At 48.6% G+C, this 26,135-nt stretch carries 14 protein-coding genes; 1 reads left to right on the top strand and 13 read right to left on the bottom strand.

Features of this window, described 5'->3' with window-relative positions; genetic code table 11:
* Nucleotides 1–9: 9 nt before the first annotated feature.
* From gnd to NFI80_RS01105, 12 genes are all read right to left on the bottom strand, one after another.
* Nucleotides 10–1,425 carry an NADP-dependent phosphogluconate dehydrogenase gene (gnd, locus tag NFI80_RS01160; RefSeq protein ID WP_235164407.1) on the bottom strand — a complete coding sequence of 472 codons (1,416 nt, stop codon included), beginning with the start codon at nucleotides 1,423–1,425 and terminating at the stop codon, nucleotides 10–12.
* 151 nt (nucleotides 1,426–1,576) lie between these two features.
* The gene (locus NFI80_RS01155; RefSeq protein WP_235164406.1) at nucleotides 1,577–4,741 is read right to left on the bottom strand and encodes a glycoside hydrolase family 92 protein; all 3,165 of its coding nucleotides are present in this window, start codon (nucleotides 4,739–4,741) and stop codon (nucleotides 1,577–1,579) included.
* Between the two features lie 17 nt (nucleotides 4,742–4,758).
* A complete protein-coding gene (locus tag NFI80_RS01150) occupies nucleotides 4,759–6,918 on the bottom strand; it encodes an FN3 associated domain-containing protein (protein WP_235164405.1) in 2,160 nt (719 codons plus the stop codon).
* Between the two features lie 13 nt (nucleotides 6,919–6,931).
* Nucleotides 6,932–8,392, bottom strand: coding sequence for a DUF1501 domain-containing protein (locus NFI80_RS01145; protein WP_026632232.1), 1,461 nt, complete (start codon nucleotides 8,390–8,392; stop codon nucleotides 6,932–6,934).
* A 16-nt stretch (nucleotides 8,393–8,408) separates the two neighbouring features.
* Entirely contained in the window at nucleotides 8,409–10,730 is a 2,322-nt protein-coding gene (locus tag NFI80_RS01140; protein WP_235164404.1) for a PSD1 and planctomycete cytochrome C domain-containing protein, read from the bottom strand.
* Nucleotides 10,731–11,021: 291 nt separating this feature from the next.
* Nucleotides 11,022–12,887: a RagB/SusD family nutrient uptake outer membrane protein gene (locus NFI80_RS01135; protein WP_235164403.1), complete on the bottom strand. Its 1,866-nt coding sequence runs from the start codon at nucleotides 12,885–12,887 to the stop codon at nucleotides 11,022–11,024.
* A gap of 14 nt (nucleotides 12,888–12,901) precedes the next feature.
* Complete coding sequence (locus NFI80_RS01130) at nucleotides 12,902–16,054, bottom strand: SusC/RagA family TonB-linked outer membrane protein (RefSeq protein WP_235164402.1); 3,153 nt, start codon at nucleotides 16,052–16,054, stop codon at nucleotides 12,902–12,904.
* Between the two features lie 313 nt (nucleotides 16,055–16,367).
* Entirely contained in the window at nucleotides 16,368–17,099 is a 732-nt protein-coding gene (locus NFI80_RS01125; RefSeq protein WP_235164401.1) for a GntR family transcriptional regulator, read from the bottom strand.
* 67 nt (nucleotides 17,100–17,166) lie between these two features.
* Nucleotides 17,167–18,918 (bottom strand): class I mannose-6-phosphate isomerase, encoded by a 1,752-nt coding sequence (locus tag NFI80_RS01120; protein ID WP_235164400.1) that lies wholly within the window; start codon nucleotides 18,916–18,918, stop codon nucleotides 17,167–17,169.
* The gene (locus NFI80_RS01115) at nucleotides 18,899–19,858 is read right to left on the bottom strand and encodes an ROK family protein (protein ID WP_235164399.1); all 960 of its coding nucleotides are present in this window, start codon (nucleotides 19,856–19,858) and stop codon (nucleotides 18,899–18,901) included. Before NFI80_RS01115 ends, NFI80_RS01120 begins: the two co-directional genes overlap by 20 nt.
* Nucleotides 19,859–19,900: 42 nt before the next feature.
* Complete coding sequence (locus tag NFI80_RS01110; RefSeq protein ID WP_235164398.1) at nucleotides 19,901–21,271, bottom strand: sugar porter family MFS transporter; 1,371 nt, start codon at nucleotides 21,269–21,271, stop codon at nucleotides 19,901–19,903.
* Nucleotides 21,272–21,273: 2 nt separating this feature from the next.
* The gene (locus NFI80_RS01105) at nucleotides 21,274–22,485 is read right to left on the bottom strand and encodes a DUF5005 domain-containing protein (RefSeq protein ID WP_235164397.1); all 1,212 of its coding nucleotides are present in this window, start codon (nucleotides 22,483–22,485) and stop codon (nucleotides 21,274–21,276) included.
* 199 nt (nucleotides 22,486–22,684) lie between these two features.
* Between NFI80_RS01105 and NFI80_RS01100 the strand changes: the two genes are divergently transcribed.
* Nucleotides 22,685–25,051 carry a GH92 family glycosyl hydrolase gene (locus tag NFI80_RS01100; protein WP_235164396.1) on the top strand — a complete coding sequence of 789 codons (2,367 nt, stop codon included), beginning with the start codon at nucleotides 22,685–22,687 and terminating at the stop codon, nucleotides 25,049–25,051.
* Nucleotides 25,052–25,069: 18 nt separating this feature from the next.
* Here NFI80_RS01100 and NFI80_RS01095 read toward each other — a convergent pair whose 3' ends face one another.
* Nucleotides 25,070–26,098 (bottom strand): LLM class flavin-dependent oxidoreductase, encoded by a 1,029-nt coding sequence (locus NFI80_RS01095; RefSeq protein ID WP_235164395.1) that lies wholly within the window; start codon nucleotides 26,096–26,098, stop codon nucleotides 25,070–25,072.
* Nucleotides 26,099–26,135: the final 37 nt, after the last annotated feature.

Genomic DNA, 26,135 nt, shown 5'->3' with positions numbered 1-26,135 from the left:
ATTTCAAATTTATTGTTGACCCCACTCTGTATGAAAAGTACCGGGGATATCGATACGTTGATAAGTATGCGCCCCAAAATAATCACGCTGGGCCTGGATCAGGTTGGTTGGCATTTTCTTGGATTTATATGCGTCAAAATAAGCCAGTGACGACATTAACCCTCCAACCGGAATCTCCGCTTTGGCCGCAAACGCAATAAGCGAACGCGTATTATCTTCTATCGATTTAACGACTTCGGCTACCTCTTGGTTCAACAGAATGTTGGATAATTCCGGGCTTTGCGTATATGCCTTGGTGAAGATTTCCAATAACGAGGAACGGATAATGCAGCCGCCTCTCCATACGCTCACAACTTTGGGAAGCGGAATGTCCATAGCCAGGTCTTTCGAAGCCTGAAACAACATGGCTAATCCTTGCGCATAAGCCAGTATTGTTCCAAAATACAACGCATCATGCACCTGCTGGATCAATTCATCCGAGGGAGCCGATGAGCCGTAACCATCTTTTGCATAAATTTCAGCTGCCTGGATACGCTCGTCTTTGTATCCGGACAGTGTCCGCATAGCCACCGCAGTATCAATAACGGGCACAGCCACAGGCAGTTCCATAGAATCCTGCGAGGTCCATTTGCCGGTTCCTTTTGAACCCGCTTTATCAGAAATCACATCCACAAGATGTGCATCACTCTGATCATCTTTTTGCAGGAAAATATCCGCTGTGATCTCAACTAAAAACGATTGCAGATCGCCCTCATTCCAGGTTTTGAACACCTCATGAAGCTGCTCATTGGTTAGTCCGGCGTGTTTTAAAATGGCGTAAGACTCACTGATCAACTGCATAATGGCATATTCAATGCCATTGTGCACCATTTTAACGTAATGGCCAGCCCCTTCTTTTCCAAGGTAAGCAACGCAGGGAGTTCCATCCACTTTGGCGGCAATCGCTTCAAGCATAGGCCTAACATGCTCATAGGCAGCCTGGTCGCCTCCCGGCATGATGCTCGGGCCCGTACGCGCGCCCTGCTCTCCACCGGAAACACCAATGCCCATAAAATGTATTTCTTTCTCGCGCAGATATTTCACGCGCCTTAAAGTATCGGTATAATGCGAGTTTCCACCATCAATGATCACATCGCCCTTTTCCAGTAAAGGAAGCAAAGAAGCGATCACGTCGTCAACAGGCTGACCTGCCGGAACAAGCATCATCACCTTGCGCGGGCGCTGCAAAATCTGGATCATTTCTGCAAGCTCGGCCACCCCTTTTACAGTGGTTCCAGGCGTTGCAGCAGATTCCAATGCTGCGTTTTTGGCTCCGTCCTTATCGAAACCGATAACAGAGAAGCCGTGATCGGCCATGTTCAGCAACAGGTTCCTACCCATTACTCCAAGCCCGATCATTCCAAAATCGAATACGTTATTTGACATAAATTAAGCGTCTTGAATAAAGAAGATGCAATAATAAAGGAATTTACGCTATGGGATTCGCTTTGTAGCTAATTTTATCTAGATAGCATTGCTGCATAGTTAGTATTGACCATACAGACCTTTGAACCTGTTTAATTACCAGAAATCATAGTCAATCTGCGGTGGGAAGCGTTGCTGTCCCCCAATTTGTGTTTGGTGTAGGCCCCATTTCCAGTATCAACGAGCCGCCTTTCAATAAGTCCGAGGCTTTGAACCAGAAGTTGGTCAGTGGCTTTCCATTCAGCTGCGCACTTTGCACGTAGACGTTTTTTCGGGAAGTATTTTTAGCCTCAATGGTAAAATTTTTGCCTCTGCCGAACTGCCCGCCCAAATCAATGACCGCTTTCTCAAACATCGGACTTCCGATTTCATAGATCGGATCTACGCGCGTTCCGCCGTCCGTTTGAAAAAGACCGAGCGTGCTCATCACAAACCACGCGCTCATCTGGCCCTGGTCTTCATCGCCCAGGTAAGCATTGGAAACTTCGTGTCCGTAATAACGGTCCACAACCGAGCGGCTCCATTTCTGGGTCAGCCAGGGCTTTTTCACCCAGTTGAAAAGAAATGCAAAATGCATGGACTGCTGATTTCCCTGAACCACAGGATAATCCCAATATTGATCATTCGGACCATTGTAGCGCCACTTGACGCTTTCATTAAAACCCCAGTCTAATCTTTTTACAAACTCGTTTTCTCCAATCGTTCTGGCCAGGCCTGCTACATCCTGGGGCACAAAAAAAGTGAGCTGCCAGGCATTCCCTTCCACATAATGATGGTTTGCCCCTGATTTGAAAGGATCAAAATCAGCCAGCCAGTTGCCTTTCGCATCTTTCATGCGTGCAAAGCCGGTTTTGGGGTCAATTACATTCTTCCACCATTTGCCTCTTTGGGAAAACTGCTGATAATCCTGCTTTTTATTTAATGCCTTTGCAAACTGGGAGACGCTGTAATCATCGAAACTATACTCCAAGGAGTTGGAAAACCGGCCTTCGTCATAAGGCACATAATGATGTTTGAGATAAGTCGTTAAATCCTCATTGCCGGCGCGCCCGCCTCCTACTGCCTCAGCGGTGGTTGTCTGCATTTTACGGACGGCTTCGTATGCTTTGTTGACATCATAACCGCGGATGCCCATTTGGTATGCGCCTACGATCAGCGGAACTTCGTGCTCGGCCACCATAACCGGAATGTACTCCATGCCTGCTGGCCCTTTTGCCAGCCAACCGCTGCGATCGTACATAGCCAGTTGGGATTTTACCCATCTGTTGGACCATTCCGGTGTAACCAGGTTCCAGAACTGGTTCAAATTCCAGAAAGTATTCCAAAACGCGTCGCAGCCCAATGCCACATCGTCTTTGTTTTCAAATTTGCTAACGACCTCATCCGCATCGCGCCAGCTGCCGTCCACGTCACTGAAAGCATTCCTGCTGGCCAGTGAGCGGTACATATTGGTATAAAACCGCTCTTTTTCGCGCTTATCATTACTGGTAATGGCTACACGTCCCAGCAGCTCATTCCAGACCGTCTCCTGATTGCTTCTTACCTTATTAAAATCCCAGCCGAAGGGCTCTGAAATTTCGGTTTTCAGATTGAGCGCCGCGTTTTCGACGCTTACATACGAAATTCCGGTCCTTACCTGAACAATGTGATTTGTTTTTGTATCAAATTCCAAAAACAGTCCCGCGTTTTTGGCGCTGTCTGCCAGAAGGTTGGCTTGCTGCTTTATCTGGTCATTAAGCCATATGCCGTGATTTTTAATTGGCTGGTCAAACTCTATAACGAAATGGACTTTATACTGCTGGTCAATGCCCCCAGACCAGACATCGGTTGATAGCTGATCACTAAATCCTTCAATGCGGTTTGCGCTGACTTTATCGACCTTGATATTTTTAAGTTTGTAACCGTATTCGGTGGGAATCTGCAAGTCGACCATAATGCGGCCGGTTTCACTGTTGTGATAAGTGTATTTCTGAAAAGATGCGCGTGTTGTAGCCGTCAGTTCTGCCGTAATGTTGTTGTCTGTCAGATTTACCTTGTAGTAACCCAAAGGCGCCTCTTCCGAGCGCTTATCCATGCGCGAACGGTAACCTTCGTCGGGCTTATTTTGATCGCCCATCTTAATTTGCAATGGTCCTGCGGTGGGGAAAATGCCCAGGCCCGTCATTGTCCATTCATGAATGTGACTGAATGTGCCTATGGATTCAAATGTCGGATCATATCCTGCCTGCCAGCCATTATCCTGGTTATCGGGACTCAGCTTCACCATGCTAAAAGGCATCCACGGACCGGGCGCAATCATCCACCGTGAATGTCCGGCGCCCAGCATCGTGTTGACATAACCGGCAGGTGTTTTGAGCTTTTGCTTATCGCGCTGGACTTTGCCCGAACTAATCAGCTGCTTATCAGCATAGACCTGGAATGTGGCCGATGCAGATCGGGTGACGGCAGGCATAGGCGCCTCCAGCATATAGCGATCCTTTTCGATTTTCTGATTCAAAATCGACTTTCCGTCGAGCTTGACCTCGATCACCGGCTCGCCGCTAAGCTGGGTAATGTCAACTAGCAGAGGCTGAACCTGTTTTCCGTTAACGTTTAGCTCATAATCAGCTGCGCTGACGCTTCTGAGCAGGGCTTTACCCGGAGCTGCAAGCATGGCCTGGGCGGGGCCGTCCAGCCTGAGCTGATCAAATGCAAGCCAGCCGCCTTGCAGGGTTGTCATGACAATTTCATTGACTCCGGCTTTGATCAGCTCCGCTGGGATCTCGATTTTGACCAGCTGTTCTTTTGAATGTGTGGGTATTTTATCTGGATCCTTCGAGCCGGATCCCTTCGCCAGCTGAAAACCCCAGGATCGGCCATTGACCATAACCTTAAAAAAAGGCGCAGAGAGCGAATCTGTTTCCAGAACATCTATCAACAACTCCCATTTGCCAGAAGCAGCTTTATTTTTAATGTCAAATAATACGGTCAGAAAGTGCGAGCGGATCCCGGAAGTTCCTCCTGTTCCACCCCAACCATTAACAGGCCCGGGCAAAACGTAAGGCCAGTCTTTCTGAGCGTCGGAGTGTCCTACCAGGAAAAAATTATCTTCATAACCAAAATCCTTTTCCAGAAAACGCTTAAACTGGTCGGGCGCCAGGGCCAGGCCGCCAGGCGAATTATCGGCCTCCCCAATTTTCCAGATCGTTTTTTGCTGGCCGTAAGTCTGGTGAAGACCAAGAAGCATCAGCAAAGACAATAGCTTTATAAAAGAACGGATTCCGGTCAGTTTGAACATCGCGATTTTTGATTTTACTAATTGACAAACACCTCATCGACAAACACCCACGCCTTGTTGCCTTTACCGGAATGCCATGCCGGAAGTTTAGGCAAATGTTTAGCTATCACCTTAATGCAGCTGAGTTGCTGCTGCTCAAATGGCGCTTCATACAGAATCGTTTCCACCCCAGGAATATCTTTGACCGGCATTTGCGGCGTGATGACTTTGAGTAATTTAAGCGAGTTTTCATCGGCGCCTCCCCACACCTCTATACGCGTAGGCGGAAAAATAGAGCCGTTCAAATTTCGGAGCATGCTAAGGGTAACGCGCCTGGCCTGGACAGGCTTTTTGAAATACAGATAACCCTGAAAATCCTCATTGTAGCCCAGCCACTTTCCACTGTTTTGCTCATCTTCACTTTTTACACCGTCTATGAGTGTCGCCCCGGCTTTCCCAGCATACCGCTGATCGGCCGGCTTGACCAATCTTACGCTGTCTATTTTCATACTGGCTTTGAAGAAACGTCTGCTGACGGGCTTGCTGCCATACCAGCCGTCTTTGTAGGCTCTGGCTTTTAAAAGCTTATTTTCAGATAGCTGAATGGGTTTTTTATAGACCAGCGACTGGGTGCTGTCGGGCTCAGAGCCGTCTAATGTATAGCGAATGGTGGTCTGAGGAATCTGGTGTTTGAGAGAGACCAACCCATCAGCTGCAAGGATCTGGCTTTCGTTGACAATGGTAGGCGGCGAGAGCGGAAGAATAACGGTATCGCTTCTAAAACCTGTTTCAAATGCTATTTTCTGACCTTTTCTTAATGCAGCAAGCTCATTGGTAGTCAGGCCGGTGCTCCATATGAAAACCTTTTTCAAAGAAGGAAAAGTTTCCAGCGACCTTACGTGCTGCATTTTCACGGCTGTTCCGCTCAGTGAAAGCTCTCTGAGCTTTTCGAGTTTTTTTAGCTCACCCAGCGTAGCGCCGGTAATGTCTGTGAAGTTCAGGATCAGCTTGCGCAGCTCGGTAAACTGTGTAAGAGATTTAAGATCAGCATCTTTCAATGGCATTTTACTTAAATCCATAGAAACAATCTGGTTCTTTAAGGGCGTCAGGCCTGCTATCTCTTCACTTGTAAAATTAGCGCTGTTGTAAAAGTTCACATACAATGCAGGGGATTCGGCAGAAAGCGACTTGATGAGCCGGTAAGTGGAATTTAGCTTCTTTACCTCGTCTGCATCTGCTGCACTGAAATCGTACTGCTCCTCGGTGCGGTCGCCCCCTAATGTATTCTGGGCATAAGCATAGATGGGATCCTGGCCTGATAATGTGCTGACCTTCTGATCAAAACGAGAACCAGCCTTCACCCAGGCCGCCAGCAAAACCACCTCTTCTTCGGTAAGCTGAACTTTCCCGCGTGGCGGCATGTGTTTTTTGTCGTCCAATGGCAAATGCAGCCTGCTGATCAGTAAACCCAGGTCTGCTTTGGTTGTATCCCATAGCGCGCCACTTTTACCTCCTTTTACAAGCAGTGCCTGCGTCTGCATTTGCAGATTGCCTTTTGACTTTTCTTGATTGTGACAGGAAATGCATTTCTGCTCCAAAACGGGCTTTACCAGGTGCTCATACACCTCTGCCTGCTCCAATGCAACTTTGGGACGCTCCTCAGCCGAAGGGCCAAGCGGCGAGATCAGAAAATCCTCCCCATGCGTTAAGTTTCCTCCCAGGTGTCCTCCTACAAATAGTACCAGCAAAAAGATGCCCGCAACTAGCTTTGATAGCAGCTTCCAGGGCATCAGATACTGCCGTAGTCCGTACCAGCCAACACTCATCAGCGAAATGGCAACGCCCAGCCATTTGTGCCACTGCAATGTATCCGACTCGTATCCATCCTCGCGCGAGAGCACAAAGCCCGAAAATGCTGCAACCGCCGCTGTAAATGCGCCAATAGCCAGCAGGGTATCGGCAATCTCGGCATTCCAGCGCGTAGAGTCCGGCCTTTCGATGGCTACGACCCAAATGCTGTACAAAATCAGCACCACCAGCGGAAAGTGCAGCACCAATGGGTGCATCCTTCCCACCGCCTGCATCCAAAACGGAACCGCAAAGCGGCTTTCGAAGATCAAAAGAAAAACGAGTAACCCATTCAGAAAAAGGGCTGCGTTGAAAATCAACCCTTTCCAATCTGATACAAATCGGCGCATTATAAGCTTTTATTTACGCAATAATACCTTTTACCAGTTTGCCTGCCACATCCGTCAGGCGGTACCGGCGTCCCTGGTGTTTATAAACCAGTTTTTCATGATCCAGTCCCAGCTGGTTGAGTATCGTAGCGTGAAAATCGTGCACGTGCACCGGGTCTTTGGCAATGTTGTAGCCAAATTCATCCGTTTCGCCGTAAACGATGCCGGGTTTTACGCCGCCGCCCGCCATCCACACGGTGAATGCCCTCGGGTGATGGTCGCGCCCGTAATTGTCTTTGGTCAACGTTCCCTGGCAATAGTTGGTCCGGCCAAATTCCCCTCCCCAAATTACCAGCGTTTCATCCAGCAGCCCGCGTTGTTTTAAGTCTGTCACCAGCGCTGCCGAGGCCTGGTCGACATCCATACACTGGCCTTTGATTTCATTCGGCAGTCCGCCATGGCTATCCCAGCCCTGATGATAGAGCTGCACAAAGCGTACGCCCTGCTCGGAGAGTTTTCTGGCCAGAAGGCAATTGGCTGCATAAGTGCCCGGCACGAGACATTCGGGGCCGTACATCTTAACAATAGACTCGGGCTCCTTGCTCATATCTGTGATTTGCGGAACGGCTGTCTGCATCCGGAAAGCCATTTCATACTGCTGGACTTTGGCCGTAATTTCAGGATCACCGAACTCGTTATACGTTCCCTGGTTGAGCTCCGAGAGCTTATCGAGCATCTTACGGCGCTGGGTCCTGTCCATGCCCTCAGGATCATTTAAATACAAAACCGGATTTTCACCACTGCTGAACTGCACGCCCTGGTGCACTGAATCCAGAAAGCCATTCGTCCACAACTTAGAATAAACGCCCTGCCCATTTCCTTTACCACGAGAAAGCAACACGCAAAAACCCGGAAGATTCTGATTTTCACTGCCCAGCCCGTAACTCAGCCAGGAGCCGAAGCTGGGCCGGTTACCTACCTGGGCGCCCGTCTGAAAAAACGTCAGGGCCGGATCATGGTTAATGGCCTCGGTATTTAATGTTTTAATAATGCAAAGATCGTCGACTATGCCAGACATATGCGGCAGCAGCTCGCTCATCCAGGCACCCGATTTTCCGTATTGTTTAAAATTGAAAACGGAACCTGCCAGCGGAAATTTGGCCTGATTGGCCGTCATCCCCGTTAAGCGCTGCGTGCCGCGAATGGATTCGGGCAGGTCCTGCCCGTGCATTTTATTAAGCATGGGTTTGTAATCAAACAAGTCCAGCTGCGAAGGCGCCCCGTTCTGAAAGAGGTAAATCACGCGTTTGGCCTTAGGCGCAAAATGCGGCAGGCCTGCCATGATCGCATCCGAATTAACTTCCCCGCCGCTTCCCTTAAAGAGGTCAGGAATCAGCAGCGAGCCCAAAGCAGCGCCTCCAAGGCCCAAACTCATTTTGGACAAAAAGTGTCTTCGTGTGGTATTGAGTCCGTAATCAAAAACTTGTTTTTCCATGATTTGAAGCTGTTAATCAGCCTTTTGTAATGGTTTCTTCCATGTTGTACAGTGTATTGATCACCCGCATCAGGGCGGCCGCCTGCACTTCATTTACCTTTTCATTCCTTGGGTACTCACCCACATTCAATACTTTGAAAGCATGCTTTTTGTCCTTTGCAAACATGGAAGCTTCACTGTTATAATACTCGGTAAGCAGCTTGACTTCCTTATCCGTAGGCTGGCGGCAGACGATTCTCTTGAACGATTCCTTAATGTTGGTTTCGATATTGGTTGATTTGGCTGTAAGCCTTTCTGCCAAAACCCGGGATGCTTCCAGGACCGTAGGATCATTGAGCATAACCAGGGCCTGCAAGGGTGTATTGGTCTTGGAGCGCTTGATCTCACAATGATCGCGGTTGCTGGCATCAAAAATAATCATGGATGGCGGCGGAACCGTCAGCTTGATGAACGTATACATTCCCCTTCGGTATAATGCTTGCTCTTTATCCTGCTGGTAGGTTTTCAATGTGCCCCTGCCCGAGGTAGCCGCTTCCCATAATCCTTTTGGCTGGTAAGGCTTTACGCTCGGCCCTCCTATTTTGGACACCAATAACCCGCTCGTAGAAAGCACCATATCCCTGACCAGTTCGGCAGGAAGCCTGTAACGTGGCCCGCGCGACAGGAAAATGTTGTCAGGATCCGCTTTGAGCTTCTGCTCGGTAATCTTGGCCGATTGGCGGTAGGTAGCCGATGTTACAATCTGTTTAACAAGCCTTTTTATATCCCAGCCATGGTTCATAAAGTCAACTGCGAGCCAATCCAGCAGCGCAGGATTAGTTGGCAAATCACCCTGCATTCCAAAATCGCCTGTGCTTTTTACAATGCCTCGTCCGATAAATTCCTGCCATATCTGGTTTACAAAAACGCGGGCAGTAAGCGGGTTGCTCTTGCTGGTGGTCCATTTGGCCAGACCCAATCTGTTTTGAGGAAGTCCGTTGGTATCAAATTTCATGACCGCAGGCAGCGCGGAGGCCGTAACCACGCGGCCAGGCGCATCATACACGCCGCGGTTCAGAATATGGGTGGGCCTGAGCGTATCGCGGTCTCCCATCACTGAGACCATCAGCAGGCTCGTATCAGGCTTGTTGATAAATGTCAAAAGGGATTTGGCCTCTTCGTCCGAAATACGCAAAATAGGGTTTTTGGCAGGCTTTGTGCGCGAGATATCCCCTTCAAAACCAAGCTCTTTGGAATTATTGAAAAATGCGAAAAGACGGTAATAATCTTCCTGCGAGATGGGGTCATACTTGTGATCGTGGCATTGGGCGCACTCGACAGTAAGCCCCAGCACACCTGTACTGTATGTTTTGGTTTTATCAATGTTGTATTCGATCCTGTACTCCTCGGGAATTACGCCACCCTCCTCGGTATATTTATGGTTTCGAAAAAATGCGGTTGCCAAAATCTGTTCTTTACTTGCATTAGGCAGCATATCGCCGGCAATCTGCCAGGTCAGAAACTGATCATAGCGCATGTTTTTATTGAACGCACTAATCAGCCAGTCGCGCCATGGCCACTGCGTGCGCACTTCATCATCCTGATAGCCGTAAGAATCGGCATAGCGCGCCACATCCAGCCAATAAATAGCCATTTTCTCTCCATAGGCTTTCTGGCTGAGCAGCTCATCAACGACCTTTTCATAGGCGTTGCCGCTTTCGTCAGCTGCGAACCGGTTCTGTAAATCCAGTGTCGGCGGCAGGCCCGTCAGATCCAGCGAAACCCTTTTGAGCAGGTGGCTTTTGTCTGCCTGTTCGTTGGGAGCAAGCCCGGCCCCTTCCATCTTTTGCAAAACAAAATGGTCAATCTCATTCTTGGGCCACTCTTTATCTGAAATTTCGGGCATAGCCGGCAAAACCGGCGCTGTAAATGCCCAGTGCTTTTCATACTTGGCACCTTGCTCGATCCATTTACGAACCAGGCCAATTTCAGTTTCACTCAGTAAGCCCAGGTGTGATTCCGGAGTGGGCATCTGATAGGCCGGATCCACCGAAGTGATCCTTTTGTAAACCTCTGATTGATCGGGCTTACCCGGAAAAATTGCAACTCCTTTTCCATCTTTCAGCCTGGCATAAGCATTTTCGGCTACATCGAGCCTGAGGCCCGCCTCGCGTTTGTTGGCATCCGGGCCATGGCAGGCGTAGCATTTGTCGGAGAGGATCGGACGAATGTCAAAATTGTAGCTCACAAGCCCTTCACTGCCGCCTTTTTGTAAAGTATTATTTTTTTGAAAGCAGGAGACGACCACAAAAAAGGCTACGCTACTCAATGCCAGGAAAAGGAAAAGCTTTTTTTTCATATCTAAAACAGGCTCACAAAGCCTGCCGTTACATACTATGTTTGTACAAACTACTAAGCTAACGCAACTTTATCAGCACAATATTGCTTTAAGCCAAATATTTAAATACAAAGTTAAATTATTTAATGGCAATCCAATGCTTAACCATATACTTTGTACATACAAAGTATCGCTACTTATCCGGGGATGCTTTAAAACAGAATACCATTAAAAAAAACAATGGCAGAGCAATGCCCGGCCATTGATAAAGTAGGTGAAAGGATTTATCTAACCTAACTAAAAGCTAGATGATCAGTAACCCGGGTTTTGTTTAAGCGCCCCGTTGCTTTTTCTGATCTCGGTGTTGGGGATCGGAAACAGATAGTAGTGATCCCCTTTCCATGGTTTTCTCACCTCAGCTTCGGGGATGACGCCATACGTGTAGGTAAGCTTTCCGAGCGCATCACCGGGCTTGGCCCCGGTCCAGTCCATGGTTACTTTGGTCAGTCCGCGTACGGCAATGTCCACATGTCCGGGCGCCGCCTTCCAGCGCATCAGATCAAAAAAGCGCGAATCTTCCAGATGCAGCTCGATGGCCCTTTCGTTGCGGTAATCCCTGACGAGTGCTGCTCCCGTGCTTTTGATATCGGGCATGTTCACAGAGGATCTTTTGCGGACCTTGCTGATGTACGCTCTGGCCATGGCCTCATTTCCCAAAGCCATTTGTATTTCGGCATAGTTCAGATAAAACTCGGTTAAGCGCATAAATACGATGACCTGGTTGTAATCATTATCGTAGCTTGCGCGCGGTCCTGCAAAGTCATCCGTTTTTTTGAATGTATAACCTGTCTGCACGCGCCAGTGAAAGGGAGTAAGCCCTTTCACCCAATAGGTTTTCGAATCCCTGCCAAAGTCAAAAAGGTTCTGTCCATTTTTGGGATCCACCTTATTGGGGTTAATGTAGGGAGCTGCATTGTCGGGGTTGGGATTGGCATCTTCCCAATATTCATAAGTGCGCACCGTGCTTTTTGATCCGTCGATAATGTTAAGCGGACCTGCTCCCGGATGAATGACGGCGTCATAAAAACGCGGGTCGCGGTTCTTTTCGGGCTTTTGAGGATCATACCCGGAGGCTGTATTTACGGTCACGCCGTCTGCCAGATATGGATATTCACCATTTTTGAGCTGGAACATATTGACAAAATTCTGGGTCGGAACCAGCCGTTGCTGGGCGTCAAAGCCACTGGGCCAGTAATCATAATTGTAGCCCCAGCCGGGTATCCTGGTTGCGGGCGTAAATGATTTGCCAAAGATCGTCTCGTCGGTTTTCAATGGTTTTTTAAATAGCTCGGCATACTGCGGGTGCAAGGTAAAACCCAGATCGAGGACGGCTTTGGTGGCAGCCTCGGCGGCCTTCCATTTGGCCAGGTCTTTGGTTGGGTTATTCAGCGGACTGGCCAGATATAGCAGCACCCGAGCCTTGAAGGCCAGTGCTGCTGCCTTGCTGATCTTCCCTGTATTTACCGGCAGGCCATCCAGAAAACCAATGGCAAGGTCCGTTTCACTGAGTATAAACTGGGCACATTCCTCAAAGCTGTTTCTGGGCACATCAAAGGTTTCCGAATTCAACTGAAAGCTGTTTGTAACAATGGGCACACCGCCAAATGTCCGCATGAGCTCAAAATACATCCAGGCGCGCAGAAAATGCACTTCTCCTTTCATGGGCGCCAGCTTGTCTTCGGCGATGGCGGAGCTTTCTATATTTTCAAAAAACACATTCGCCTTCCGGATGAAACCATACTCGTAGTCCCAGAGCGGGATAGGCACGGGCTGTTCCTTGGCAACTGACAGCAGATCATTGACATTGTCGGGTGTCAGGTTGCCTTCCAGATAATTGCGGATACCGGCTGAGCGCTCGTGGGTTTCGGGCTGATTGACAGCAATGTCGGTCAGAGCGTCAAAGCCTCCGGTACCAGGCGCCCAGGGCGGCTTGATGCCATTATAAATGTTGTAAACGTAGTTTTGCAAAAACACGGCATCATTGAAAACCGCTTCGTCGGATATGGCATCAAGCGGCTTTTTGTCCAGAACATTACAGGAGGTTGCCGTGGCAATGATGCCGATAAATGAGATACTCAGCGCCCTTTTTACCAATCTATTTTTAATGAAATATTTCATAGGTCGTTCTCAGATTAAAAGGTAAGATTAACTCCGAAGCTCAGCGTTTTCATGTTGGGATAAGCGCTGCCGTTCCCGCTCAGGAATTCAGGATCACCATTACCGTATTTTTTAAGGGAATTAAATACCATAAAGATGTTGTCGCCCGAAACATACACCCTGAATGCTGCGATCCGGACTTTTGAAAGCAGGCTTTTGGGGAGCGTGTAGCCCAGCTGAACGTTCTTCATCCGCATCCACGTGGCAGTGCGGTAATAGAAGTCGCTGTCTGAGCCTGCAAAACCTGTCGGCGAGATCATCGGAAGCTCCGCGTTTACATTGGCCAGTGTGTAGCTGTTCAGGGCCACATATTCCAGACCATTACCACCCGCGCCCGAGTTGAATCCATTGCTCAGGCGGAACTTTGCACCGCTTTGTCCTTGCAAAAGCATGGCCAAGTCAAAATTCTTGTAGTTCATCCCAATGCTCAGTCCATACTGCGTACTTGGGAAAACAGTTGTGACATTATTTGCGTCCGTATTATAGGTCGAGTTGAACATATACTGGTCATTGCTGTCTATGATCTTGTCCCCATTCAGATCGGCGAAAATCAAACCGCCCAATGATGCTCCTGGATAATTAACATTGTTATCCAGGTCCTGCTGGGTGCGGTATATGCCGATGGATTTGTATACCAGCCGGGACCCGAAAGGCTCACCTTCCAGCTTTTGATACTCTTCTGCCTGGGGCGTTTCGTCGAAGTAAATGATCTTGTTTTTGTTATAAGAAAAGTTTCCATTGACCCGCACGGTCAGGTCTGAGAAATTGTGCCGGTAACCTGCCTGAAGCTCGATGCCCTGGCTGTTCATTTTACCAATGTTTTCATCGGGCAGAAGCAGCCCGGTATAACTCGGAATCGAGGCCTGTCTTTTTCCCAGAATGTTTGAAGTTTTGTTCTGGAAAAGGTCCAGCTCGAAGGTCAGGCGGTTATTAAGGAAAGCTGCTTCCAGACCAATGTCCGTTTTCTCGCTTACTTCCCAGGTAATGTTGGGATTAGGCGTGGATTGCACGGCGATACCGCGCGCGTCTACGCCGTTGACAACCCATCCGTCGGTATATCCGTAAGCGGCAATGTATTGGAAAGGATTCACCCGGTCGTTACCCAGTTTTCCCCAGGAAGCCCTTAGTTTCAAAGTGCTAAGCACATTCTTTGGAATAAATGCCTCGTTGCTGATCACCCAGCCCGCTGAAACCTGCGGGAAAAACCCAAAACGTTTGTCCTTTGGAAAGATAGGCGAACCGTCGTAGCGGGCGCTGAAGCCGAACAGATATTTTTGCTTAAAATCATAGCTTAACCGTCCGAAAAAATTCTGACGGGCCGACTCCGTGGCAGAACCATCATTGTTCCAGTTCAGGCGGTTGGTAGTGCCGGCAAATAGCTGATCGATCAGCGGGGAATCGTAACCAAGGCGCTGGGCAAAGAAGGTGTTATCATCATAAGTCATCTGCTCATAAGCCACGAAGGCTGAGAGTTTGTGATCCTGAGCAAACGTCCTGTTGTAATTGAGCTTCACATTTCCGGTCGTGCGCAGGCTTTGTCTGAAATCTTCGCGCAAGCCGATGTCCTCTACGGATCTGGACTGCTTTTCCACAATGTTGCCATCCGGATCCTTTTCAAAATAAGGCCAGATGTAATTAAACTGCTTATCGTATCCCACGGTTTTAACAACAGACAAATAACCATCGATGCTGAATCCTTCCAGAAAGGAGATGTTGTACTTGAAGCGGACTGTTCCGCTGGCTACATCGGTTTTGTATTTGCGGTAACCCGGGCTTAGCAGGCGGGCGGCGGGGTTCAGATGCGACCATCCTTCTCCCGGATAACGGTAATCACCTCCTATATAGGCTTCCTGCAAAGGGCTGGTGGTGGCCAGAGAGCCCACTTCCCCACCCGGGCCGCCCTGAGGCGTTTGCGTTGCTTTTTCACGGATCGACAGGTCCAGGCCTACTTCCAGGTCTTTGGTTACGGTCACATCCACATTGCTTCTTACATTATATTGCCTGAGCTTGGATTTGTTGTCGCCGCGAAGAATTCCCCCCTGGCTGGCCGTACCCAGAGACACAAAATAGCGCACCTTATCCGATCCTCCGCGCATAGTCAGCGAGTATCTGGTCTGCCTGACGGGCGGACCGATCAATGCCTTCCACCAGTCCTCAGGCCTTCTTGTTCCGTTGCCGAATGATTCTACCAACGCGTCGGGAAAGTCGGCCGGTGTTCCTTCCAAGGCCCTGCGGTCATTGAGGGCCTGCATATATTGGAATGCATCGGCTGATTGGACCTTCATAGTCGGCGACTGCCAGGACTGCGTTGTGGAGAAATCAAATGCAGGTTTGCCCGTCACGCCTCTCTTGGTGGTAACCAGGATCACGCCGCCCGCCGACTGCGCCCCATATATTGCCGCCGAAGCATCTTTGAGCACCGAAATTGACTCTATATCATTGGGATCAAGCCTGTTTAAACCATCGGGATCTGCATTGGCAACGCCGTCGATTACAATCAGGGCGGAGGTGTTGCGGTAAGTACTGGCGCCCCTGACCAGGATCTGGGCGTCATCAAATCCCGGGGCAGCGCTCCTTTGGGTCACATACACGCCCGCCATCCTTCCGGCCAGCGAGTTGGATAGGGATGCTGCGCTAGATTTTTTGATCTCCGCACCCGTTGTTTGCACGACGGCATTGGTGAGCTCGGATCTTTTCTGGGTTCCGTAACCCACCACCACTACATCGCTCAGCTCCTGGGAGGAAACCTCCATTTTAATGTCCAAAGCGGCCTGCGATCCTGCCGTTAACTCTTTGGTAATGTAGCCAATGTAGGAAAATACCAGCACGCTGCCAGCACCTTTCACCTGTATCGAATACTTTCCATTGGCATCTGAAACCACACCATTGGTAGTTCCCTTTTCCAGCACGTTTACGCCTGGTATGCCCGCATTGTTTTCGTCCGTAACCGTTCCGGTTATGGTCTGTTCTGCCGCAGGGCGGGCCCCTTTGACATTTTTAATGGAGCCCGAGGCCTTGTGCAGGGGGATAGCGGCCTGCACGGCAGAAGCCAGAAAGATTCCCAGCGCCAAGCCCAGACAGGTGCTCAACGATCTCCGCCCGTTTTTTGCAAGTAGTTTTGGTTTCATAAAAGCAGTTAGTGGTTAAATGGCTTTTTTCCCACGAAGTGAGGATTTAGGATTTAATCAGTACGCAAAGCACTCTATCTCAATACATTTTACATATGTACAAACATATAAACATATTTTTGAAAAACAAGGACTCCTAATATATTTTAAAGAAATAATGACATTTTATACAGAAATGGTAAAGAGAGGTTGATAGGAAGATGATCGCGCAAGCTGCCACTACACTTAGGCCAGATACCTATATAGGCGCATTCATCGCAGACCGTAGCCTAACGCTTAGCTGTAAACGCAGCATAACTATTTAGATGGTATATTATTCCCGTACGCTTTCGACGGTGTAGACAAAACTGTCGGCGCGGTAATAGCCCAGGTTGTATTCAATGGGCCTGTCACCCTGATCAAAGACAAAACGTTTCCTGAACAAAATCGGGCTTCCTACCTCCACTTCCAGCTTTGCGGCAATAAATTTATCGGCAGCAATGGCGCCAACTTCTTCCTTGGAAAGCGTGGCTACAACCAGATGGTCTTTTTCTAAAATGTCGTAAAGCGGCCGCTTGAAATCTTCCTCCCCGGTCAGGCCCACCCGGGGATGGAAATAGGAAATGAAGTAAACAAAAGGCCCTTCAATTTTACCTCTGAGCCGTTCGAGTTTCAGGATCTTTTTGGAGGGATCTATGTCAAAAAAATTGGCGGTTTTCTCATCAGGCGTAACCCAGGTAACATGCAGCTCAAAATTTTTGACATTAATCCCCCTGGCATTCATTTCCTGGGTAAAGCTCAGCCAGTTCTTTGATTTTGAACTTATTACGGGCTCTGCTACTTTGGTGCCAATTCCTTTTTTTCTGATCAGTAATCCCTCGTAGACCAATTTGTTGAGCGCCTGACGCAGCGTAGACCTGGATATAGCCAACTGCTTGGCCAGCTCCACCTCGTTGGGAAGGAATTTACCATTTAAATGCTCGGGATCATTGATCATCGTCCGCAGCAGGTTTTCTGCCTGAATATGTAATGGAACCGGGCTTTTATGATCTATGCTAAATTTCATGGTCGACAAATTGAGTAGAGAATCACAAAAATAGCGATTTCAGATTCCTTTCAAGCAACCAGACCCGCTAAGTTCTCACGTATGCTTTCAGCGTGGCGCATTTTGTCCCTGCCGCATTGCCTGCTGGCGTAATGGTGTAAACAGCCACACTAGCCGGCACTATAAAGGTTTCAGCATAATGGATCACGTAAGGCTCAAACAGATTATCCGGACTTTCCACGAGCACCTGGCTGCCTTCCACCAGATTGACCACATTCAGTGTCCCGTGGGTATAGTGCGTTACTTTCGAATCAAACCAATGCCTGCGGGTCTCAATGAACTGCGTTTCATGCAGGCCGGTCGACTCCTCTTTGAGATGACCATTGAGCGAAATGCTGGTAATGTTATTCACCAGATGCTGCTTTACCCAATCCTCATCCCTGCTGTAATCGATCACATTTTTGCCGTGCTCAATGTTGATGGGCCGCGGCTTGCCATCCATGCCCAGGCGGCCCCAATCCCACAATTTGAAAGTAAAGATGTAGGGTGTGGCTGAAATTTCCAGCACCACAGCATTTTTGCCAGAGCAGTGGATCGTTCCCGCAGGGATCAGAATGTGGTCGTGCTTTTTTACAGGCAGTTTGTTGACATATTTCTCTGCATCAAAATCAGTTAATTCTTTCTGGGCTTTTTCCAGGTCGGCAATCATAGCCGCCGCATCTACTTTATTACGTGTTCCCAGATATACGCAGGCATCCTGGTCTGCTTCCAGGAAATAATAACTCTCATCCTGGGTATAGCTCATGCCGAAATGCTCCTGGATATATGCCCGCGTGGGATGCACCTGCAAGCTCAGATTACCGCCCTGCATGGTGTCCAGAAAATCAAAGCGGATCGGAAATTCGGCACCAAACTCATTGTAGACTGCCTGCCCAAGCAGCTGCTGCGGCCGGGTGAGAACCAGGTTGATCGAGGGAAGCTCGAAGATGTGCTCACCAATCCTAAAATGCAGACTGTTCTCTTCGGGAACACAGTCAAAACCCCAGGCATAGTTAATTTCATCCCGGTCCAGATCGGCGACTTCTTTCAGCCATTGTCCTCCCCACGGGCCTGGATCAAAGAAAGGCACAACCCGGAAGGGACGACCGACGGTCTGATCCAAACCGCTGCGGTATATCTCAGCGCCCAGCATTTTGGGCTGGCCGGCAATGTTGGCATCCATGAAAAAGTCTATCTGATCGAAAAAAGCGAGCTTATGCTTGTCAAAAACCCGCCAGTCCAGAAAATATCCCTGTTTGTATTTTGCTGCAAAGCTCTCATCAAGATTATTGACTCCAAAATTGCCTACCTGTCCGCGCTTCATTCTCTTCTGGATTTCCCAGCGCGCCAAATCTGCATAAATTAAAATGTCCGCGTCAGCAAACAGCGCCGCTCCTTCTCCGAAAACCACCACTGTGCCTGAGGCTAAATCTCGAATCTGGTCTTTTTGTTTTTCCAGCTTGGGCCCATCAAAAAAGTCATGGATTTGAAGATTATTGATTCTGCCAAAAATAGCATCATCGGTTACATACGGAAACACCATTTGCTGGATCTGAGCTGCATCTTTCAGGCAAGCATTTGTTTGGATAACTGTGGCTGCTGGCAGATGCGCCTTTATGGCATCCAGCATTTCTGCTGCGTCCACGCCATGATACACGTCCATGCAGATCACGGTTTTGCTTTGGCCTTTCAGCTCAGCGAGCCGCATTATTTCATCGAAAATATGCTGCCAGCCAGCAAAACACAGCTCCGAGGATTCACTAATTTCAACGTATGGATACTTATCGTAATTCGATTGCATTATCAGTAATTTTTTGTTTCAATAATTCATATACACCCAATATCCCCGCATGTTCAGGACGGGCAGCCACAACCAGATCCACATCGCCAGAGCCGATCCAGCTGTGCTTATCGAGCATTTCTTTGATATAGGGCAAAATAATGTGACTGCTTTTGATGATCCCTCCGCCAAAAATAACTTTCTGGGGATCATAGGCATGGATCAGGTTAATCACGCATAACGACCAGACTTTCAGGCAGCGCTCCTGCAATGTTATGGCCAGCGCGTCGCCCTGAGCTGCCAGCTCAAACAAGTTTTTAAAATCAATGATCTGTAACTCTGCCAGTTTGCTTGAAGCAAATTCGGCAGATGCTTTTGCAATCTGGGTCAGCGCCCAGGTGGAGCTTTCACTTTCCACGCAGCCCACATTGCCGCAGTTGCAGATGCTTCCCTCAAAGTTGATGGTGGAATGCCCTCCCAGGTTGCCGCCTATAAAGTTCTTTCCCCGCAGCGGCGCGCCATTGACCAGGGCGCCTGTGCCTACGCCGGTTCCCAATGTTACCAGCACCAGATCGGTGCTCATCATGCCTGCGCCATGTTTCCATTCCCCTATGAGTGCGGCCCGGGCATCATTTTCAACGGCTATGGGAACGCCAAAATTCACTTTTGCCCACGCCTGCAGATCTACATTTTCAGCGCCCGGATATTTTACATATTTGGATAAAATCCTGCCTGTATAAAAATTGACAATGCCGGGAAAGGCAAAACCGATCCCTATCAGCCTGTACGCGCCTTGCGATAGCAAATGCTTCATCTCCAAAGCAATATCGGCGAGCCTTTGCTCAAAGCTCAGCTCGGAGGCCGCTTCAATGTTGGCGTCGGCAATGATCTGCCCCTGAAAAACAATCCCTAATTTGATGCGGGTGCCGCCAAAATCAACTCCTATAAAAATGTCTTTCATTTCAGATTCTGCAATAGCCTTTCCCAGTTTATTCTTTGATCCCTACCAGCTTCTTTCAATTTCTTCCAGGGACCTGTTTTTGGTTTCCGGGATTTTTTTAATTGTAAAAATCCATATAATGACTGCATTCAGCATGAAAATCCAGAATGTAACCGCCCCGCCGAATGTTCCCAAAAAATAGGGCGTAAGCTGCGTGATGGCCACAACACCCATCCATAATATCAATGTAGCCACCGACATAGCAATCCCCCTGATCTTGGTGGGGAATATCTCAGACATCAGCACCCAAGGAATGGGCCCCAGCGATACGGCAAAACTGGCAATGTAGCCCAGGATAAATATAAGCACCCAAGGTCCTTTGTCGAAATGAAAATAAAAGCAGATTCCTGTGGCAAAAAGGCAGATGATCATGCCGGCCACACCCCAGATCAGAAGACTTCGCCTGCCGGCCCGATCGATAAGCCAGATGGCCACCAACGTAAAGAGCATGTTGACTACGCCGATAATGATGGTCTGTGTAAAAGCCGATTCGGCGCCAAAACCAATGCTTTTGAATATTTCGGGTGCATAATAAATGACTGCATTGATGCCGGTAATCTGTGAAAAAAGTGCCAGCACAATACCGATCAAAAGTGGCTTACGAAGCTTTGGGTCCAATAAATCGCTTAGCCTGCCTTTTTCGTCGCGCAGACTTTTGGAGATCTCTGTAAATATCTGCTGGGCAACGGCTTTACCGTTGATCTTTTCGAGGATCTTCTTAGCGGCTTCATCTTTGGCTTGTGCTGCCAGCCACCGTGGACTTTCGGGCACAAAGAACAATAATATAAAGAACACTACGGCCGGAATCACCTCCGAGCCCAGCATATACCGCCAGCCGTATTCAATGTTCCAGGCCTGGTCACCCGCCTGGCTTATTTTCAGATTAATGACGTATATAATGTTAATTCCCAGCACGATGGCAAGCTGATAGAGCGTCACCAGACGGCCCCGCAGGCGCGAAGGGGCAATCTCAGAAATGTACATGGGGCACAGCATGGAAGCCGCCCCTACCCCAATGCCCCCAAGCAGCCGCATGATAATGAAGCTCGTCAGATCATTAACAACCGCTGAGCCGTAGGCGGGCAGCGCAAAAAGAACCGCAGTGGCGATCAGAACGGCCTTGCGGCCGTAGCGATCGCTGAGATAACCCGCCGACATGGCTCCCAGCACACAACCCCATATGGCGCTGCTGGCAGCCCAGCCCACCATCAGCGGAGACAAATTGAATTTGACTTGCAGGTAACCAATCGCCCCGGCGATCACGGCTGTATCGTAGCCAAATAGAAAGCCTCCGAATGCAGCAACGCTGGTAATGAGCATGATGTAGGGCAGCCGGTTTTTAGCTGGTAATGTATCGGTCTCTTCGCTTATCATACTCAATGGTTTGTTTGGGAAGATTGTTGGCTGAACTTAACCCTTACAAACCGCGGGCGATACAGGTTAGGCTTTTTTGTGATAATCTCAAAAAATTTAAAACTATTCACATTATAGGAAATCAGTAGCTCGCCCGGCGCTGACAATGCCGGGTGCGCTTTGGCATTATAAGTAAACAAATCCGGGTCCTGGATATCATTTGTGGTTTTATAAAGCACAATCCTGGGGCCGAACGGGCCTACGGGCGTGGGGCCGAGCTGCATGCAAATCTGAGGAAAAATACTGCCCAGCTGATAAACCAATGCGTATTTGCCTTTGGCCAGCCGGCTTACGCTCATTTCATTGGAGACTGAATCGCTCAATGCTTTCACGGACTTGACATCCTTAGACCAGCCCTGGCCATTCCAAAACTCCCATTCGCTGAAGGCATCGATCTGTCCGGGCTTAACCCGGGCCGAAACGAGCTGCTTGCTTTTGCCTTTTATCCCATAAACATATGCAAGACCATCCGGCTCGGCCTCTCCCGCAGACGCAGTGTTGTTAAAAATGCCTGCTCCAAAAGATATGGTCTCCCCTTCACTTTTGTAGTCATTGAATGGAAGCGGTTTTTGCTGCTGGTCGGCATAAGGAAAAGGACTTCCGGCTGGCACGCGGATCAATACATTACCCGTTTCCTTGAAAGGAAAAGGCGATTTATCGTGCGTATTGGTGATTTGATAAGCAAAAATAAAAAGGTCTTTACCTGCATCGGGATTAACAAACCCATCGCCCAGCCAAAAGTAGGTGTCTTTGTCCGGCTTGTTTGTCTTGGGGCTGAAAATGGCTTTATAGGTTCCGTTTTGGCTGGCTATTTTGAATGCCATCTTGGAGGAATCAGCCGTTTTACCTTTTAGTAGCGACACGGAGTTATTGACCATGACAAAGCGTGGCTGCAAGGAATCTCTCTGAATTTCTCCCACCATTGTATCACTGAACAGAAACAGCAGACTGTCATTTTTCTCACTATCGCGGCCCGACAGCGGAATAGCAAATATCCCGTCACCGCCGAACCATCCTGATTTTCTAAGGAACATGTTGGTCCACTCCGAATCAGCTTCTGCCGTAAATTCCTTTTCATTGATATGGACCTCATCCTGCACCTTTTGTCCGCCACAGGAAGATAGTGCCGTCAGCAGAGTCAGCATGCTGTAAATAAAGAAGGGTTGCAGTTTCATTCGTTTGCGATAAATGTCAGCGCTAAAGAATATGTTCGTATGTATGAACATTTAAATGTATAGAAATTATGGTGAAACAAAAATAGTTTAGGTAAATTTTGCCTGAATCTGTGATCGGCATGTTGACACATTGAAAAATACAAACAAAAGATCATAAGTTTATAAACAAGATCCAAAAGCGATTACTAAATCTACCTTTATGAAAGCCAAATTCCGTGTTGTTATTGCCTGGCTGTTGTTCTTATCAGCATATCATCATGCTAAGGCGCAAAGTTTTCTTAAATATGTCGATCCAAACATTGGTACTGCACATAGCCGCTGGTTTTTTTATACACCTGCTGCGGTTCCTTACGGCATGGCTAAACTTGCTCCTTCTACAAACGGACATTATGGCAATCCGTCGGGATGGGAAGCCGTTGGCTATGATACGCGCCAAAATTCGATAGAAGGTTTTGTTCATTTTCATGAGTGGCAGGTAGGCGGTGTAAGCTATATGCCGGCGACCGGACCGCTCAAAACCAAGCCGGGTGATCTGGATTCTGCCCATACAGGTTATCGTTCCGGCTTTGACCGAAAAAGCCAGGTGGCGCAGCCCGGTTACTACAAGGTTTTACTGGAAGATTATAACATTACCGCTGAGCTTACGGCCACCAAAAGGGTTGGTTTTCAGCGCTATACATTCCCAGAGCACAAGCAATCCCACATTATCCTTGATATTGGAAACAAGCAGGGCGAAAGCGACATTGTAACAGATGCCCGCATTGAAATGCTTGATGATACGCACTTTGAAGGCTACGTGATCACCTATCCCAAATATGTGAAAATATATGATCCCAAGGGAAAAATTGCCATGTTCTTCTATGGTGAGCTCAGCAAAAAGCCAGCCTCCGTTACAGCTTTCACTGCTGATAAGGTGACAGCAAACCAGCGTAGCTCGGCAGGCAAGGGTGCGGGCCTGGCGCTTCATTACCAGACAAAAAATAAGGAAATCATTGAAGTTAAAACCGGCCTGTCCTACACCTCTATTCAGAACGCAAAACAAAATTTTCTTGCTGAGGCAAAGGGTTTGTCTTTTGAGAAGGCCAAAGCGCAGGCCCAGGCCATCTGGCAGCAGCAGTTGGGGAAAATTGCAGTTGAAGACGGCGATGAGCAAAACAAAATCAAATTCTACACCGGTCTGTATCACGCCTTACTGGGAAGAGGCATTGCCAGCGATGTCAACGGCGCCTACCCCATGCACGGCGGAAAGACGGGGCAGCTTCCGGTACAAAACAGTAAGAACCTGCCGTACGAATTCATCAATACAGATGCTATATGGGGCGCCTTTTGGAACATTACCCAGCTGTGGGCCCTGTCCTACCCCGAGTGGTATGGCAGTTTTGTCAATACACATTTGCAGATTTTCAAGGATAAAGGCTGGTTTGGTGATGGCATTGCCAACAGTGAATTTGTATCAGGCGTAGGAACCAACTTTGTGGGGCTGGCCATCGCAGGCGCCTACAATGCAGGTATCCGCAATTACGATGTGGAATTTGCCTATAATGCGATCAAGGCAAACGAGCTAAATTATAAAAATCGGCCCGTCGGCGCTGGTAAGCTGGATACCAAAGCCTTTACAGCGCATGGCTACGTGCCATTTTTAGAGCGGACAGGACAGGATTTCATCACCGATTCCACCGGATCTAATTTTTCAGGATCACATACATTGGAATACAGTTTCGGCGCATTTGCTGCCGCGCAGATGGCCAAAGCATTGGGTAAAACCCAGGATTATGGTCAGCTCATTAAACTATCAAACGGCTGGCGGCATATTTTCAACCCGCAAAACAAGCTGATGCAGCCCAAGAAGATAGATGGCACTTTTGTAGGTAAGTTTGATCCGTATCAGCCATGGCGCGGCTTTCAGGAAGGAAACTCGGTACAATACACATTCTATGTCCCGCATAACCCGGCCGGCCTCATCGATGCCATTAGCAAAGACAATTTCAATAGCAGGCTCGACAGCATTTTTACTGTTTCTGAAAAACTGGGTTTTGGCGGCGGTAAAACCATTGATGCATTTGCCGGGGTTAATTCCATTTATAACCACGGAAACCAGCCAAACCTGCATACCAGCTGGTTATTTAATTTCTCAGGAAAACCGTGGTTGACCCAGAAATGGACCCGGGCCATCGGGCGCGAATTTTACGGAACCGAGCCCATACATGGCTATGGTTACGGACAGGATGAGGACCAGGGACAGCTCGGATCCTGGTATGTAATGAATGCACTGGGACTCTTTGATGTAAAAGGCTTTACAGATCAAAGGCCGGTGATAGAACTGGGCAGTCCCTTATTTGATAAGGTTACCATTACTTTGGGCAATGGTAAAACCCTTGTGATTGAAACAAAAAATAACGGCAAGGATCATGTATATGTCCAATCGGCAACATTCAACGGAGCTGCTCTGGATAACTGCTGGCTGTATCGTGATGAGCTGATGAAAGGCGGCACCCTAAGCTTTGTCATGGGCGATAAGCCCAACGAGCAATGGGGAACAAAGACGCCGCCTCCATCAGAACAGTAGACTACCCGGCAGTTATCATCATGCTGAATGCGCTGCTAATACCTGATTCTGAACGCCTTTCAGGATTTCATAGCTGTGGATGCGCGCATCAGGATCATAGATGTGGCTGGTAACCATTAGCTCGTCAAGCTGCGTATGCCGCTGGAAATAAGCCAGGTCAGCACTAATCTTCTTCTGATCACCGATAAAAGTATATTTCATCATTTGTCTGACGGCCGCTTCTTCGTAGTCGCCCCAGAGTCCGTCCATGCTTTCCACGGGTGGCTGCAAAGGCCGGCGTTTGCCCGTAATAATGCCCGTAGCCAGCTGAAAGAAAGAGGTAGCAATCCGCTCAGCTTCCTGATTGGTGTCTGCTGCAATTACATTTACGCACGCCATTACATATGGCTGGGCAAGATACTGAGAGGGCCTGAAATTGCGGCGGTAAAGCTCAATAGCAGTCAGGAAATGAGTCGGTGCAAAATGGCTCGCGAATGCATAAGGTAATCCCAGGTGGGCAGCCAGCTGCGCACTGTCGGTACTCGAACCCAATATCCAGATTGGTATGTCTGCTCCTTCACCGGGAATAGCGCGGACTTTGGCGTTTTTATTGTCCGGCGAAAAATAGTTTTGCAATGCAATCACATCATCGGGAAAATCCTGAGCAGATTCCATGTAGTTGCGCCTGAGCGCGCGAGCAGTAACCTGGTCGGTTCCCGGGGCGCGTCCGAGTCCCAGATCTATACGCCCCGGGTAAAGCGAGTCAAGCGTGCCAAACTGCTCGGCAACGACCAGCGGGGCGTGATTGGGCAACATAATGCCTCCACTGCCTACACGGATTTTCTTTGTGCCACCGGCAATGTAGCCGATCAAAACCGAAGTTGCCGAGCTGGCAACACTTTCCATATTATGATGCTCGGCAAGCCAGTACCGGTTATAGCCCAGCTCTTCGACACGCTGTGCGAGTCGTAGGCTGTTTTTAAATGTTACGGATGCATTATTCCCTTCGGTGATTGGTGCAAGATCAAGAATGGAAAAAGGTATATCTTCAATAAGTTTGTCTGCCATATCTGTTTTTACTAACAATAATAATACTGTTAGTAAA

This window comes from Dyadobacter chenhuakuii (assembly GCF_023821985.2).
In the GTDB taxonomy this organism is placed as follows: domain Bacteria; phylum Bacteroidota; class Bacteroidia; order Cytophagales; family Spirosomataceae; genus Dyadobacter; species Dyadobacter chenhuakuii.
The sequence above is the reverse complement of the archived record's forward strand: the minus strand, read 5'-3'. Positions and strand labels throughout refer to the sequence as shown.